This is a genomic window from Enterococcus sp. DIV0170, assembly GCF_051710765.1.
GTDB lineage: Bacteria > Bacillota > Bacilli > Lactobacillales > Enterococcaceae > Enterococcus_A > Enterococcus_A raffinosus.
The window spans coordinates 899177-915145 of sequence record NZ_JBIOLG010000001.1 but is presented as its reverse complement, the minus strand read 5'-3'; the positions used below and the strand labels follow the sequence as shown (position 1 = coordinate 915145).

At 41.9% G+C, this 15969-nt stretch carries 16 protein-coding genes, 1 pseudogene and 1 riboswitch; of the genes and pseudogenes, 4 read left to right on the top strand and 13 right to left on the bottom strand.

Annotation, left to right across the window (positions count from 1 at the left end):
* Positions 1 to 37: 37 nt before the first annotated feature.
* Positions 38 to 940, top strand: a complete 903-nt coding sequence (locus IGI50_RS04375) for a LysR family transcriptional regulator (protein WP_218256863.1) — start codon at positions 38 to 40, stop codon at positions 938 to 940.
* 148 nt (positions 941 to 1088) lie between these two features.
* On the opposite strand, the gene IGI50_RS04370 is transcribed toward IGI50_RS04375, so the two are convergent.
* A complete protein-coding gene (locus tag IGI50_RS04370) occupies positions 1089 to 1790 on the bottom strand; it encodes a hypothetical protein (RefSeq protein ID WP_438776279.1) in 702 nt (233 codons plus the stop codon).
* A gap of 38 nt (positions 1791 to 1828) precedes the next feature.
* Entirely contained in the window at positions 1829 to 2488 is a 660-nt protein-coding gene (locus tag IGI50_RS04365; RefSeq protein ID WP_438776278.1) for a hypothetical protein, read from the bottom strand.
* Positions 2489 to 2671: 183 nt separating this feature from the next.
* A riboswitch (THF riboswitch) is annotated at positions 2672 to 2768 on the top strand.
* A gap of 35 nt (positions 2769 to 2803) precedes the next feature.
* Here IGI50_RS04365 and IGI50_RS04360 point away from each other — a divergent pair.
* The 3 genes and pseudogenes from IGI50_RS04360 to IGI50_RS04350 form a co-directional block, all read left to right on the top strand.
* Entirely contained in the window at positions 2804 to 3334 is a 531-nt protein-coding gene (locus IGI50_RS04360; protein ID WP_010746618.1) for a folate family ECF transporter S component, read from the top strand.
* A 317-nt stretch (positions 3335 to 3651) separates the two neighbouring features.
* Positions 3652 to 4551, top strand: a complete 900-nt coding sequence (locus IGI50_RS04355) for an oligosaccharide biosynthesis protein Alg14 (protein WP_218256860.1) — start codon at positions 3652 to 3654, stop codon at positions 4549 to 4551.
* Positions 4544 to 4636: pseudogene (locus tag IGI50_RS04350) on the top strand (helix-turn-helix domain-containing protein); the annotation flags it as partial. The gene IGI50_RS04355 and the pseudogene IGI50_RS04350, both read left to right, overlap by 8 nt.
* Before the next feature lie 124 nt (positions 4637 to 4760).
* Here the strand turns inward: IGI50_RS04350 and IGI50_RS04345 are convergent.
* The 11 genes from IGI50_RS04345 to IGI50_RS04295 all read right to left on the bottom strand — a co-directional run bounded on the left by IGI50_RS04345 (position 4761) and on the right by IGI50_RS04295 (position 15872).
* Positions 4761 to 5696, bottom strand: a complete 936-nt coding sequence (locus IGI50_RS04345; protein ID WP_438776277.1) for a hexose kinase — start codon at positions 5694 to 5696, stop codon at positions 4761 to 4763.
* Between the two features lie 11 nt (positions 5697 to 5707).
* Positions 5708 to 6700, bottom strand: a complete 993-nt coding sequence (gene lacD, locus IGI50_RS04340) for a tagatose-bisphosphate aldolase (RefSeq protein ID WP_438776276.1) — start codon at positions 6698 to 6700, stop codon at positions 5708 to 5710.
* Positions 6701 to 6712: 12 nt separating this feature from the next.
* Positions 6713 to 7861: an N-acetylglucosamine-6-phosphate deacetylase gene (nagA, locus tag IGI50_RS04335; protein WP_218256856.1), complete on the bottom strand. Its 1149-nt coding sequence runs from the start codon at positions 7859 to 7861 to the stop codon at positions 6713 to 6715.
* 16 nt (positions 7862 to 7877) lie between these two features.
* Positions 7878 to 9050, bottom strand: coding sequence for an SIS domain-containing protein (locus IGI50_RS04330; protein WP_438776275.1), 1173 nt, complete (start codon positions 9048 to 9050; stop codon positions 7878 to 7880).
* A gap of 14 nt (positions 9051 to 9064) precedes the next feature.
* Complete coding sequence (locus IGI50_RS04325) at positions 9065 to 9793, bottom strand: GntR family transcriptional regulator (RefSeq protein WP_438776274.1); 729 nt, start codon at positions 9791 to 9793, stop codon at positions 9065 to 9067.
* 132 nt (positions 9794 to 9925) lie between these two features.
* Positions 9926 to 10966, bottom strand: coding sequence for a PTS system mannose/fructose/sorbose family transporter subunit IID (locus IGI50_RS04320; RefSeq protein WP_438776273.1), 1041 nt, complete (start codon positions 10964 to 10966; stop codon positions 9926 to 9928).
* A complete protein-coding gene (locus IGI50_RS04315) occupies positions 10956 to 11759 on the bottom strand; it encodes a PTS mannose/fructose/sorbose/N-acetylgalactosamine transporter subunit IIC (RefSeq protein WP_438776272.1) in 804 nt (267 codons plus the stop codon). The genes IGI50_RS04320 and IGI50_RS04315 overlap by 11 nt, the downstream gene beginning before the upstream one ends.
* A gap of 24 nt (positions 11760 to 11783) precedes the next feature.
* Positions 11784 to 12266, bottom strand: a complete 483-nt coding sequence (gene agaV, locus IGI50_RS04310; RefSeq protein ID WP_218256852.1) for a PTS N-acetylgalactosamine transporter subunit IIB — start codon at positions 12264 to 12266, stop codon at positions 11784 to 11786.
* Between the two features lie 20 nt (positions 12267 to 12286).
* Positions 12287 to 12562 (bottom strand): preprotein translocase subunit YajC, encoded by a 276-nt coding sequence (gene yajC / locus IGI50_RS04305; protein WP_218256851.1) that lies wholly within the window; start codon positions 12560 to 12562, stop codon positions 12287 to 12289.
* A 1-nt stretch (position 12563) separates the two neighbouring features.
* Positions 12564 to 13001 carry a PTS galactosamine/N-acetylgalactosamine transporter subunit IIA gene (agaF, locus tag IGI50_RS04300; protein ID WP_218256850.1) on the bottom strand — a complete coding sequence of 146 codons (438 nt, stop codon included), beginning with the start codon at positions 12999 to 13001 and terminating at the stop codon, positions 12564 to 12566.
* 1419 nt (positions 13002 to 14420) lie between these two features.
* Positions 14421 to 15872 (bottom strand): immunoglobulin-like domain-containing protein, encoded by a 1452-nt coding sequence (locus IGI50_RS04295; protein ID WP_438776271.1) that lies wholly within the window; start codon positions 15870 to 15872, stop codon positions 14421 to 14423.
* Positions 15873 to 15969 lie beyond the last annotated feature (97 nt).

Here is a 15969-nt window from a genome sequence, read left to right as displayed (position 1 = left end):
TTTATGAAGTTGTTAAAAATACCCGGGAGTGAGGCAGATGAATTTACAACATTTGAAATATTTTGATGTATTGGCCAGAGAGCAGCATTATACCCGTTCCAGTAAAATACTGAATGTTACACAGCCAAGCTTGAGCAATGCGATCGCCTCTTTAGAAGATGAGCTAGGCATCACCTTATTCGAGAAAAAAGGCCGGAATGTGGTATTGACGAAACCAGGAAAAATCTTTCAAGATTATGTCGCCCGTACTTTGGGTACACTGGATGACGGGATAGAAACAGTGACAAAAATCAGTAAAGGCAGCGGCTTTATCAGCTTTGCTTTTCTGCCCGTTTTAGGAACGACTTTTGTACCAAAGCTTGTTCGAGGCTTTCATGACGCAAATCCTGATAAAGAGATTCTTTTTGATTTTCATACTTCTTCTGGGGTAACAAAAGAAATCGTGGATGGCATCAAAACGATGCACTACGATATTGGTATCGCCTCCTACCTACCCGACGAACCTAGCGTAGAATTTCTACCCATCGCTAGCCAAGAATTAGTCGTTATCGCGCCCCTTGATCACCCATTGGCGCAGTTTGACAATATTTATTTGGAGCAAACACAACCCTATGAGCAGATCGGCTTCAGCAAAAGCAGCGGTCTGAGGAATGTGATTGATGAAATATTCAAAAAAAATAATTGCAGCTACAATATCGTATATGAGGTGACCGTTGATCAGGTTATTGCCGGCCTTGTCAGTCAAGGGTTTGGGATCGCTGTTGTGCCAAATATGACCATCTTGAAGCAACTGCCGTTGAAAACGATTCACCTAAAAAATGTGATACAGGATCGTTCCTTTTATCTAGTCACGAACAAAGAAGCCTATCTAACACCAGCGGTCATTAGTTTCAAAGAATTCGTCTTGGCGCATTCGGATCCGAAAGAGATCGTTTATTAAAAAACAAACTTGAAATCAACAAAGTGGAATTCATGATGTTCAATCCTCATTATATTAATCATTTTTTCTAATTTTCTGGAGCATACTAGTCTTCAACGTATTGCCCATTTAAAGAAGCAGGACGTTCTTATCGTCCTGCTTCTTTAAATTAACGACTATGGGCTCTTTTCTTTGAACGGATCAATGAGTGGATGGTCACTTCATTGCAGTCGTCCGCCATAATTTCTGTAAATCGGCGAACCCCGTCTTTCTCAAAAATTGTCAGCTTTGTCAGCATCTCAAATAATATATAGAGCTCCGCACCTGACTTGCTGATATCGGCATGTTTGAAGGTCACCATATGCTTCTTGCCATTCGCATCAGCAAAATATGCCTTATAACAAAAATCGTAATTCTCCTTATCAGCAAAAGCAGCAGCTCTCTGTTCTTCTGGATAGTTCTGTGTCGCATAGCTCAAGATTTCGTCAAATTTGTCATAAGTCGGTGCCGCAGCCGCACGAAAACACTTTGTTTCAGGACGAATCCCTCGTGTCCATTCCGAAAACTCCGCACGATTCTTGAACAGTCGATTTCGTACGATCTCCCATTCACTGTATTCAAAGTAGTCGTAGAAATACAAACAAAAATCGCGCTTTGTATTGTTGGGCTTGCCTTCTAAAAAGATTTTGCAGATCAAGTCTTTGCAAATAAAGGAGTAGTCATCCATCACCATCGCATTTCTCACTAGAAGAACCAATCCATATTCGATCACTACATCTTCATTTTTTGTTTCGTAATAGTACTGTTGAATCCTCTTTTCTAAAGAATCTCGATTCATTTGGAGCAGTTGTCTTTCTTGTAAAGGCTGCACGTTTTTCCCCTCTTTCTAATACTATTGTTTTTTCTAGCTTATAGGTCTCCCACAACTGTTTTGCAGTCGGGAAACACGACCTCCGCAAACTTTCGATTCCCATCTCTTTCAAAGATTGTCAGCTTTGTCAGAATCGTTAGCAGTACCTTTAACTTCTTAGTCGACATGCTGATATCCGCATTTTGAAATTTTTGTTTATGTTTTTTCCCCTGTGCATCCTTAAAGACGGTTTCGAAAAAGTAGTCGCAGCTTTCTTTCACGTGATGGGTATGGCTCCCATCACCGTAATAACGCTCAAAAAGCCAATCCCGTGCTTTATCCGTAGGCGCAGATGCCGCTCGAACACACGTCGTTTCGGGACGAATCAAGCGTGTATATTCCGAAAATTCCGCTCTGTTCTTGAACAACCGAGCTCTCACAAGCTCCCATTCACGGTAGTCAAAGAAATCATAGAAATACAAGCAATAATCTCGTAATTTATCACTTGGTTCACTTGTTAAGAAAATTTCCTTGATCAACTCTTGACAGACAAATGAATAATCATCCATCGTAATCGCGTTAAAAACTAGAACCGCCAGATTATATTCCAGTACAGCATCTGTATCATGGGTTTCTTCATAGTATTGCTGGATCCGTTTTTCCAAGTTCTCCCGCTTCATTCGAAACAGCTGCCTTTCATTCAACGGCTTTACAAACATATTCAGACCTCTTTTCTCTATAGCTTAGATATAGTTCTATCATACCTCTAAAATAAGCCGAAAATTACCCAAAATTAATAGTGAAAAAAAAGTTTTTCCGATAATTGAAAGTTACGCTTGAAAAGATTGTTTCCTTTTTCATTCTGTGCTAGTATTTCTTCGGGGGAACTCTCCCAAAAATAAATCAGAGTAGAAAATAAAGCGTTAAGTGCTGGAGGGATGGGATGTTGCCTTCTGGACGAAAGACTTGGTCTGCGGTTTTATTTTCGCATTCGCTGCATGAAGATGTAGCAGCTCTATAAGGAGATGCTAGAAATGAAGAAACACCTCGATGCTAGAAGCATCACAACGATGGCGCTATTGATCGCCATGATGGTCACTCTGTCTCGGATACTAGGAATCGAGACACAATTTCTCAAAGTCAGCTTTACCTTTATCCCACAAATCATTATGGGAATGCTCTTCGGTCCATTTTGGACGGGGATCGGTGCGGTTATCGCTGATTTTATCGGTATGTCACTTTTTGCAAAAGCACCCTTTTTCATTGGTTTTACCATCAATGCCTTTCTTGAAGGAGCAATCTACGGATACTTCTTCTATAAGAAAGAGATCACTTGGAAAAACTCGATTCAAGCGGTGCTAGTTACGACGATTGTGATCAACTTGATCCTAACTCCGCTTTGGCTGGCGATGATGTATCATGTGCCATTGAACAGCTGGGTGATCTGGGCACCACGTTTGATTAAAACCGTGATTTGGATTCCGATTCAAGCCATCATCACCTATTTCTTAGGTGGCGTATTGCCCTACAAGCAATGGATCGCACGCTTCAATCGCGCACACTAATTTTATAGAAAAGATTACGTTTGTTTGAAAGTAGTTCTTTCTTTCACATCGTAAATTCCTTTAGAGGCTGTCTTATCCCATAGACAGCCTCTTTTTTGGTCATTCACAATTTTCACACTTAAGTAGGCTAATAGCGCCTTTTTAGAAAGAATAAAGGAGTCCTGTTCAATCAATATAGCGTGATGCAAACCGCACGTGAACAAAGAATTTTTCATTTCTTATGAGGTTTCTGTGTTATTTTTCTCAAGCATAATTATCGCTATTGACTTTGGAAAGCGCTATGCTAGGTCAAATTTAATAAGAAAGCTGGGAGAAAAATGAAAAATTCTGATGTTTTGATTGTCCCTAAGGACCGTTCACTATACTTTTTCCCTGCCATCTCAGAAATGAGTGTTTGTTCAGGGAAAGAATTACTTGCAGCAAGCAACGAGACGTTACGTCACTACTTGAAAAACTTTCAATTGATCATATTTTTAGATTTCGGCTTTGAACCAGAAATGGCGGCACGAATCCGCCCCTTCACAAAAGCCAAGATCGTTCTATTCTTCTGGAATCACTTCAAATTAGAGCATTATCGAAAATTGAACGACGCACAAAAAGAACCCGCAATCGATGAGATCTATCATTTCGATCCACTAGAAGCACGAGATCTAGGGCTAAAACATAACAGCTCCTTTTATACACAATCAGTCGGTGAGTCCGTGCATAAGACTGAATACGATATTTTCTTTGGCGCCAATGACAATGGACGGAAGCAGCAGGCGTTGGAATTAAAAGACCGATTCGAGTCTCTTGGCCTTGCGACTCATTATCATATCCTGCCTAAACGAGGCAATGAGCAAGAAGGCTACTTGCCCTATAACGACTATTTGCAGCTGGTTAAACGCAGTAAAGGCATCCTTGAAATCCTACGTGCTGGACAATACGGAGTGACTCTGCGAACATTCGAGTCCTTATTTTTGCAGAAGAAACTTGTTACAGCGAATGCGATGCTGCCTTTTTACCGGCTGTACGATCCGAGAAATGTCTTCATGATCGAACCAGATCTAAGTAAGCTGACGGCATTCTTGAATATCCCTTATCATCCAGCCGATCAAGAAATGCTGGATTTCTTCGAAGCTAAGAATTGGGTCAAACGCTTTGTTGATTACGATCCGACACTTTTTGAGGAGTTCGAGTATTACCCAGAGCTGATGGCGCATGAGAGTGCGTTGTAGAGGGGTTCGCTTTAATACGCCAGAAAGTATCTGCAGGATTTTGCAGTGCCAGTCGGGCGATATCATTGAATATGTGGAAGAGTAAGTAAAAAGTCGTGCGAGTGCACGGCTTTTTTTAGTTATAACGACATCTTTTTCCCAAAACATTCACTTCGAATACTGAAAAAAGAGTGTGACCATACGACTATCACACTCTTCCCAAAACTTGATTAAATTTTTTCGACTTGGATCTGTGAAAAATACTGCTCAAAGTTGTCACGATTAATATGTCCGGTTTTCTTCTCCAGCGTATTCAAAATCCCTGTCGTCATCGCGGTTTTGATCGATGTCTCGGGATCATCCTGACGACTGATCCCATACGCCAAACCAGCTAAAGTTGCATCACCTGAGCCTACTGGGTTGACGGCAGTAATTTTAGGAATCGACACACGATAAATGTCTTGCTGATGTTTGACTACCGCTCCTTGTGCGCCTAAAGAAACAATGACCCATTCGACACCGGTGAACAATTCATTTCTTAGTGCTGCTTTAAAGGCCGATAAATCTTCTAGTGAAACACATTGGCCTAAGAGCTCTTGGATTTCTTCAGCATTTGGTTTGATCAAGTAAGGTTTCTGCTCGCTTAGCAAGCTTTGCTTCAGACTTTCGCCAGAAGTATCTACTAAAGCTTTCACTTCAACCTGTCCGGCTAGATTCAGCAGCGTCTGATAAAAATCGCTTGGAAAACCTTTTGCTAAGCTGCCGGAGATCGTTAAGCAATCTGCGCCAGACAAAAGCTTCTTAAACAGCTCTAAAAAAGCTGACTGCTCTGCTGCACTAACTGTCGGACCACTTTCCAAAATTTCCGTTTGCTTCCCTTCATGAAGAATTGCAATTGAGTTTCGCGACTCCTCTTTAATTGGTGAGAAACGATGAGAAATGCCTTCCATGTCCAGCTGTTCCATGATAAACGCACCATGATGCCCACCGATCACTCCAGTAGCGATCACTTCGCCACCTAATTCGTGAATCACCCGTGTGACATTCAGCCCCTTGCCGCCGGCAGTCTTCGAAACCTTCGCTACACGATTCACGGTATCCAGTTTAAAGCTCGTTAGCGGATAGGAGACATCGATTGAGGGATTCATTGTTACTGTAACAATCATCCGTGTTCCTCCTAATCTCTTACTTGTACTTTGTCGTGCCATGAACTCGCACATTGCTTAATCACCGCATTTAAGCTTTCGATATTGTGTTTGCCTTCTGTTTTCAACCATTCTCTAGCTGCAGCTTCACCTTTTTCAATAAACGGCGCCACACCATTTCTCCAAGTTGCACGTCCACAGAGGACACCGTTGAAGGTTGAACCGGAGTCCTTCGCAAATATCAGGGTCTCTTGGAAGAGCTGAGCTGAAACACCGGCGCTCAAAAAAATGAATGGCAGATGAGTCGCCTCACTCTGTTCTTTGAAATAAGTTCTCGCTTCTTCTTTTGAATAAACCGTCTCGCCTTTCGCAAAGCCCTCCACGTAATTCATATTCACCGGAACCTCTACTTTTAAAACATCAACCTTGTATTGCGGTTTTGAAAATTCCTTCATCATGTCATTCACTTTATGCGGTTTTACCTTTGCATAGTCAAGTGACGCAGCATCCACAATGTTCGCATCGTAAGAAACTAATTCTAAATAGAAAGGAATATCCTCCGCTACGCATTCACTACCTAAACGTTCAACAAAAACATGCTTCAAATGATTGATCCGCGCGTCTTCATCAATATCATAATAAAGTAGGAATTTCACCGCATCGGCTCCCGCATCTTTGATTCGTAAGGCGGACCAGTCTTCTAATAAATCTGGCAGGCGCCCCGGTGTAGAAGCATCGTAGCCCGTTTTTTCATATGCCAGCAGCAATCCTGCGTCCTTCGCCCGAACCTTGGCTGCAGGTAAACCATATTCTGGATCTAATAAGATAGAAGAAGCATAGGGCGTTAACTCTTCTGAGACGAATGCTTTGAAGTTTTCGATATGCTCGGCAGTCACTTCGGCTCCCAAGGCTGTGATCATTTTTTTCAATGCGCCCCGCTGATCGATCGCTAAAGCCCCAATCAAGCCATCCGGTGTTGACAATCTGTCCATCGCTGCCTTTTTTCCTTTAGTAAGTTCTAGCATTTATTTTCGCTCCTAATCTTTCGAATACACTTTTTTTCCATCCAAATATGTTTCTGCCAGAGACAGCTCTGGTTCAATGATTAAAAAGTCAGCGGCACGTTCTGGTTGGATACTGCCGCATTGATCCTCAATCCCGACGCTCTTAGCTGGAACATACGAGGCCATCTTGATTGCTTCTTCGGCTGTCGCTAGATTCCAATCCACGACATTTCTTACGCCTTCAAACAATTCCAAAATACTGCCAGCTAAACTGCCTCCTTCTTTCAAGCGTGCCGCTCCATCCTTCACGATGACCGCAAATTCTCCTAAAGTCGACTCACCTTCTGGCATTCCGCCAGCCCGCATACAGTCGGTGATCAAGACGATCTGCTGGGAGGTTTTGGCCTTCAGCAACACATCCACCGCTGCAGGATGTACGTGATGCCCATCAGTGATCACCTCAGCGAAAGATGCCTTGGTGGTCATCGCTGCACCTGCCATCCCCGGCTCCCGATGAGTAAAGCCGCTCATGCCGTTAAATGTATGAACAAAGATACTCGCACCCGCATCAACCGCCGCTTTCGCCTGCTGATACGTGGCCGAACTATGAGCAAGCGCCACCTTAACCCCTTGATTCGTCACTGTTTCAATAAACGTTAATGCCCCTTCACGCTCCGGTGCAAGCGCGATTTTTTTGATTAAACCGCCTGACAATTCCTGCCAATGAGCAAAAGTTGCTAAGTCTGGATCTTTAAAATAGATCGGATTTTGTGCACCCTTATGTTCTTCCGTGAAAAATGGACCCTCAAAGAAGATGCCTTGGATCTTCGCGCCTTCCACGTCTTGGTAATGCTCTCCGATTAATTGGCTGACTTGATTCAAGCTCTCCACATCCGACGTTAACGTCGTAGGCAAAAAGGAAGTGACCCCGCAGCTTAATAAGCCTCGGGAAATTTCATTCAGACCGTCAAAATCCCCATCCATCACATCATGACCCTTATAACCATGAATATGAGTATCCACTAAGCCCGGTGCGATCCACTTGCCAGAATAATCCAAGATTTCACCAGTGGGTTCAGTTTTGCTGTAGCGTCCAAACAAACCATCCTTTACCTCTAGATAACCGCCTATTTCCATCCCGCTTCTTAAAAAGAAGCGATCCGCTTTGATATAATAATGCATCCTTTTCACTTCTTTCTTATTTGGCAAATTCGTGGATCGTCACACCTTTCACGACCCGATTGACAGTTCCCGTCGATGAAGGAGTATCAGGAGTATTGTTAACTTTGACCGAAGTCAATAAGGCGATCGTTTGCCCGATGACGATGTCTGCCAACGCTAAGTAGCCATCCGGCAGCAGCATCTCTCCCTGTTCAAAAGTAAAGGTCTTTCCGCTAAAGTTGCTCTTTCCGGCTTGACCAATCCCCACTACTTGAGGTGCGATCTTATCACCTGCTACCTCCTCCAAAATATCCAAATCATATTGACGGGTGTACTCATCATTATTTACAAAAACAAAGACCAACGTCTTGTCATTGATAAAGGATTTTGGCCCGTGGCGAAATCCCATCGATGAATCAAAGACAGTCGCGACCTTGCCTGCCGTCAACTCTAATACCTTCAGCTGTGCCTCACGAGTCAAACCAGCCAAGCTGCCAGAACCAAGATATACGATCCGGTCATAGTCACCTGCCAGGAATTGTTGGATATCTGTTTCTCTATCAATCACTTCACGGCCTAGCCTATTCAACGTCCGAACATAGGCTGCTTTGGTCTCCACCGCTGTTTGATCAAAGACCAAAAGTCCCATCAAGGTCATACAAGAAAAACTACCGGTCATAGCAAACCCCGCATCATTCGACCGTGACGGCATCAGCAACAATAAATTCCGGTCATCATCGGCCGCCGCTTTGGCTAAGCTGCCGTCTTTTGCACAGGTGATGGTCAAATGAAAAATATTCTTAACATAGGCATTTGCCACCTCAACCGCCGCGATGCTTTCTGGACTATTTCCGCTGCGAGCAAAAGAGACAAGTAAAGTTGTTTGGTCTGCAAATAAATATTCTTCTGGAGCCGCCACGATATCGGTGGTCGCTAAGCTCTCAAAAATGAAGCTGGTGCTATTCCCCGTTTTCGATAAATACGGTTTAAGTGTATCTCCAACATATTGCGATGTACCCGCACCAGTAAAGACAACCCGTACTTTACCATCCGCAGAGGCTTTGACCTTTTCTAGAAAAAACCGAATTTCCTCTTGCTGTTGTTGATAAATTTGGAACGCTTCTTCCCATAGTTCTGGCTGTTGTTTGATCTCACGAGTCGTGATCTCAGCCCCCATTTTTTCTAGTTCTGCCGTTGCTAATTGAAACATCAATGAATTCCTCCTTAATCTTTATGATGGACGATTTTATATCGAAACTGATCCGCCCGCGCGACACTTATCGTAAATTCAATGATCTCATTTTTCGTATTGTAGGTTTTTCGCAGCAAATTCAAGACTGGTGCACCTGGACAAATCTTTAAGATTGAAGCATCCTGTTCCTCAGCAATCCCTGCATAAAACTCTTCTTCGGCCACGCGGATGATCTGACGGTAATTCTCGCGAAAAATGTCATACATCGCTTTTTTCTCCAACTCTGCCTTCTCCAATGTCATAAAGAACTGCAAAGGTAAGTAGGTCATCTCCAGCATCATCTCGAGCCCATCGGCGCATCTCAGACGTTCAATCTCGATCAACTTGGTTCCTAAGTTGACATTTAACTGCTCCGCTAAATACTTATTCGCTTCGATTTTTTGAAAACTCAAGACGTCTGTACGGGGTGTTTTCCCCAATGATTTCATTTGCTCCGTAAAGCTATAGGTATTAGACAAGTTCAGTGCCGACTCACGAATGTTCGATACAAAGGTTCCTTTGCCATGACGGCGATAGATATAGCCTAATTTCTCCAGCTCCTGCAAAGCCAATCGAACCGTTGTCCGACTCAAGCCATACGTACTGGACAACTCTCGTTCTGACGGCAACAAAGTATTCGCCACATATTCTTTTTCGATTTTCTCTTTCAGCAGCGTAACCAATTGGTCATACAATGGTTGCTTTTTGACGTTATTACTCATATGCCAGTCCCTCTTCTTCATCATTTTCATTCACTCGCATCCTACTCACAACACACTGGTTACAACCAGACCCAGTAAGGCAAAACAAGAGATACCTCTCACCTTTGAGATAAGAGGTATCTAATTGGCTTATTATGGCCAGATATTCGGCCAAATGCCAAAGCCAGAGCCCAGCAAACCGATAATCAGTAGGAATCCAATACATTTCAATGGTGTCCAACCGCGTTTTGACATTAGTAGATACAGCAGCATTGTCAACGCCAATGGAATGATCTGTGGTAAAATGCCGTCCAAGATCTCTTGGATGTTGATCACTACCGGTGCTTCTTCGTTCCGATTGAAGGTCACTTCGTATTCACCAGAAGGTAATTCCTTGACACCCAAAGCTTTTTCATCTGTACCAGCATCCTGCACTTCATCCGTCAGCTTACCATTAGCATCTTTTTTATAAACAAACTCGTCGTATTTATGCATCTGACTTTCTGGTACCACTGCCGTTACGGAATGCACATTATTGGTTGTCCCATTCGGGATCTCGATATTCACCTTCGTCGCGCCATAAACACAAGTCAATGAGCCGACCACAAAGATCCCCAGTATACTTGCTGCACGAGTGAACTCTTTGGCATTTTCCGTTAAAATACCGATCGCATCAGTCCCCAGTTTGTAAGACCAGTTCATCAAGAAGAAACGTATAGCAAATTGAGCAACGTTGAATACCAACAAGAAAATAAACGGCGCAGCGATACTTCCGTTGATCGCCATATTTGACGTGATCCCCGCAGTAATCGGCACTAAAGTAAACCAGAACAACGCATCCCCAATCCCGCCTAAAGGCCCCATCGCTGCGACCCGTACTGCACGGATCGTTGGGATATCTGATTTGTTTTGTTCCATTGATAGAACGATTCCCATCACAAAGGTAACTAAGAATGGGTGGGTATTGAAGAACTCTAAGTTGTGGCTCATTGAAGCGGCCAAATCATCTTTGTTTTTATGAATTTTCTTTAATCCTGGTAAAATACTGTACAGCCAGCCTCCGGATTGCATCCGCTCATAGTTGAAAGAAGCCTGTAAGAACAATGAACGCCAGGCCATCTTATTCAATGTTTTTTGATCTAGTTGTTCTGAAGGTGCTTGATCCTTATATGTGTCTGGAATATTATATGCCATCCTCTTCGCCTCCTAAATCATTCGATACTTTTGCTGTTTTGAATTTGGATTGGATTTGATAATCCCAGAATGCTAACGCAAAACCGATGAATGCTAGAATCAACAATGCCGGACCAGTCAAGCTCGGCGCTGCCATAACGATCGTCGCTAGCCCAAAGCCCATGAAGTAAAAGCCCCACATATCCCGTGACATCATCACCTTCAATAGAATCGCAAAACCGACATAACGCATCATGCCCCCAGCAGCACCTAAACCACCCATCAACCATTCTGGAATCGCATCAACTACCTGCTGACCAAAAGCGGCTCCGCCAATAAAGAATAAGGTAACAATCAAACCAAAGATCGTTCCTAAACCGAGCATCGCTAGATAGTTGATTCGATCAATTCCCTTCGTATTCGCTTCATGGGCATAGTTATCGGCAACGGTCATAACAGGAGACATCAAAGAGAAAATCAACGTAACGCCATATTGACCCAATAAAGAAAATGGAATTGCTGTCGCCACCGCTACAGTTGGTTCTAACTTCAATGTAATCGCCAAAATTGCGGCCATGATTCCCCCGATAACCGCATTTGGCGGCTGTGCTCCGCCGACTGGCATATTCCCGATCGTCATCAACTGGTAGGTTCCTCCAACGATCAGACCTGTTTTTAAATCGCCTAGAATAAGACCAATGACCATTCCGGTTACAATCGGTTGATATAATGATTCCAAAAAACTGAACTGATCGATTGCAGCAATAAACGTTACTAAGAAGACCAATATAATTTGAGCAATATTGTAATCCATTCAATAATTCCTCCTTACTTCAATTTAACTGAATAACTTGTTTGAATCCTCGATCGGTGTCGTCGGAACACGGCGAATTTCTAATTCAACACCTAGATCCTTCATCTTTTTGAATGCCGAAACATCTGCATCATCTACCGCAACCGTCGTAGCAACTTGTCGTTTGCCTTCTGCCATGTGCATATTCCCAATATTCAGTTTCTTGATCGGTACGCCTCCTTCCACTAGTTTCAAAACATCAGCAGGGTTCTCAGCAATAATAAAAATCTTTTGCTTCGCAGATGCCTTATGAATGATATCGATCGTTTTCTGGATCGAAAAATACCGTGTTTGTGCTCCCGCAGGTGCCGCCATATCCATTAAACCCTGACGAACCTTATCACCAGCGACCTTGTCATTTGCAACTAAAATCAGATTTGCTCCGATCGTCCCATTCCACTGTGTCGCGACTTGGCCATGAATCAGACGATTGTCGATTCTTGTTAGTAAAATATTCGGTTCTCCCATTATGCATTCCTCCAATTGTTCTATTTAATAATGTCCGAAATAGCGTAGCGTGATACTTCCATGACTATTCCTGACTTTATTTCCAACTCAACAATTTCTTCGTCCACCCGTCTCAAAGTACCCAATATCCCACTAGACAGCTGAACCTTCTGACCACTCTGTAATGACTGATGTAATTTCTGATAATGTTCCTTTCTTTTCTTGACGCCCTTGCGACTGACCAAATAGTAAATCAGTGCCATAATGATCAAAAAAGCGATCATAACGATTGAGGCTGCCAAAATACTTTGTGCCATGCTAGATCCCTTCTTCCTCGCTACTGTCTTCTTGCTGTGATTCGCCCAACCGAGCATGTATCAGACCTGTTCGGCCAACTTCCACCATTTGCTCCAGAAATTCACTGACATTTTCAACACCCAGACGCAATAAAGAGCTTTCTACTAGTAACGGCAGATTTGTCCCAGCGATCACTTCCACCGAATCTCTTTCATGAGCGGCTAACATCGCGGAGCGAAACGGCGTCCCGCCTAATAAATCAGAGAAAATGACCACACCATCACAAACCTTATCCAGTTTTTCTACCGCAGCCTGCATTTTTTCATCAAAATACTCCAACGTCTCCTCTTCTAAAAACGGCACAACTTCAAATTTTTCCTGCGGACCCGCGATCATTTCGACTGCCCCCATAATCCCCGGCGCAAAACTACCATGTCCAGTTAAAATACATCCAATCATCGTCATCCTTCTTTCTTTTGTTTAGACTTTGATAAGAGAACCAAGCGGCTGGACTATGCTTAGGTCCCTTCGTTTTTACGGTGTGATTCGCAACGTAAAGCTTGCGCTGATGCCAATACAGTTACTTTGTTCATTCCTGTTTTCAGGTCAGTGGTTTATTCGCTGTTGTGAGGGAATCCTCGATATTTTTGCCAAAAACTAGTAAGCGCTTTCATAATTACTGTTAAAATTCTCTTGCTAGAAATACTGTAGCAACAAACAATATATGACTTCCTATCGCACCGGGATAGAATTCAGCTGCTGTGCTCTTAAAACCACCAATCTTGACTTGTTACAACCAGTTCAGCTATAATCACACCGCCCTTTCAGACTATTTCTTGAGTGGGTTGCTTCTTTTGATTCCTGATACTTTTGCTTTTGAACGTTGTTCCTTGTTCCACTAACCACAAATATATTTATCGAGACGCCAATACAACTCATTAAAGCTAGTGAAAAAGAATGAGACTAAACCATACCAATGATTAGTTTTTTCACAAGTGTTTAAAAGAATCATTTAAATAACTTCCTATAAAAATAGTAACGCACGAAAATGACAATGTCAACGCTTTCATAAAAATGGAATTTTTCTAATAATTGGTAGATACCACATAATAAGTCAAGAGAACACCTATATTACAATTAATTTTATAAATATCAGAAACTATTCGAAATTATCGAATGTCATCGCTGGGAATTTGAATAAACCACAGTGCATCTCTTTAAAATCAAAGCAATTATGTATATTTTACTCTTAAATCATTTTATAGAAAATCACATAAATTCATAGTGAAAAACTTTCGAAAAAACTACAAAAATAAGTATTTTCGCAATAGAAACGACTGGTATCAATTACCGCTAAAAAAATCGTAATCAAAGACCAATCAGACTAACTGGTATAATATAACAATACCAGTAAAAAACAATTCGATAAAACATACTGATTTTACTTTTTTTTAGTTATTTTATGGTGATACTTTCACAAAGTTGATTAGGCAGAAAACGCCGTGCTGAGACACGCCTTTTTTGCTTGAAATCAAAATCTAGGTCTTTCTCCAACTCAGCTTTGCTCATTATATTTTTTTCTAACAAATTCTGTTTTGCTAATTTGTCTAAAACATTAGGCAGATTTTTCTTGCGTTCCTTGGATTCATCTAATAAATCCTGATCGGCATACCTCCATTAATCAAACTCAAAAAAATCCCAGTTTTCATCAAGCTAGTCTCCATGACTGTTCCCTCCTTTATAAGGAACAGTCAATGTAATGGGGTTCCCTTGTTTTCTAGTTTTAGTAATCAAAAAATACTTCAAATCAATAGAAGCTCTTAAATGAAAAAAAGCAAAACTCTCGAAAATGAAAGTTTTGCTTCATACTAAGTTCAATTATTTGGCAACACGTTTTCTATTAACTGCCGCAAAGCATGTCAACCCGACTAGGATAATTCCGCTGATCATTAGTCTAGCATCCGCTTTTTCTGTCCCTGTCTTCGGTAAGCTCTTTGCTCCTACACTAGATGTTGGTACGGCTCTTTTGGCCACCGTTCCAGTATTGGTATAGGTTTCTTTTGTTGGGGTGGTCTCTTTTTCCTTAACTGTTAGGGTAATCGTCTTTTGAACCGTTAATTCAGCCTGTGTTGCCTCATCTATTCTTGAAGCAGTAAAACGAATTTTATAAACTCCAGCTTTTTCCAAACGATTCGTAAGACTATTAATGAGAATCTGATCCTCAATAACTTCAAAAGAAAGCTGATCCGTGTTCGTTGTTTTCGCCCACCCTAGAACGATTTCCTTCGTTAAGACATCCCCGACATACATTACCTGATCCGTTACTTGAAGCGTTGGCGTAACAGCTTCCGGCCTTTTCTCAACTGTAACATAAGACGTATGCTCTTTGATTTCTCCTAATGAATTGGTCACTTTATAGACTATAGAATACTTACCCGGTGTAGAAATATCTATATCCGTTTTTAATACCTTGATCCCAACACCCGTATTCTCATCATAGGCAGTTAACGATTTCTCTTTTCCTTCACTGTCTATCTCGTAAGCTTCAATGTAATTCATAAAATCTATAGCATCCTCATAAATCGAACCCGTATGTTTGTATCCTTCTTTCGGTTCTACAATGCGTATACCGCTGTAAACCGTAATAGTTACCACTTTTTTTACAATCGTACCATCCGGTAAATTCACAGTGAAATTCACCGAAGAAGCACCTTCCTTACTCGCACGTTCATTGCCCTCTACTGTTACCTTCACACCACTAAGTTGAACGACCTTATTGTCTTTATCTTTGATTACTAAACGTTTTTGGATTTCATCGCTAAGTTTAGAATTTAATGGCAACGAAAAATCAGCCAGTTCTACTTGGTAACTGTTTGCTTTTGTTACAGGTGCCTTGACGGTGACAGTCACAGTCTTTTCTGCTTTTTCTCCTTGAGAATTTTCGACAGAATAAGTCAGTGCATATTTACCTGCTTTACTGCTGTCGACTGTTCCAGAAACTTTAACCTTATCTGTCAGAACACCATCATTCGCATCTTGTGCCGTCACACCCGTCTTTGAATCAAATTTTTCATTCAAGGCAATGGTTCGATTCTCTGCACCCATTATTTTGGGTACTGAACGCTCAGCCTTAACCTTAGGACTGATAGTCGTACTTGACTCCGTTGTTGACGTTGATTCCGTCCTACTTGAAACAGTTGTACTTTCAGTAGACGCTGTTTCACTTACTTGTGTTGCTTCGTTCTCTGTAGCCAATGCCGTTTGATTCAGATTAATCCCCATCATGACGAATGCAGCCACTGTTAATACCTTTAACCTTTTCCTTTTCATTTTTACCCAACCTTCCACTTTTTTATTTAAATATTGCTCTACCATTCACATGATTGAGCAATATTTAATTCTGTTTCATTTTCCTTGTTCTAATAAA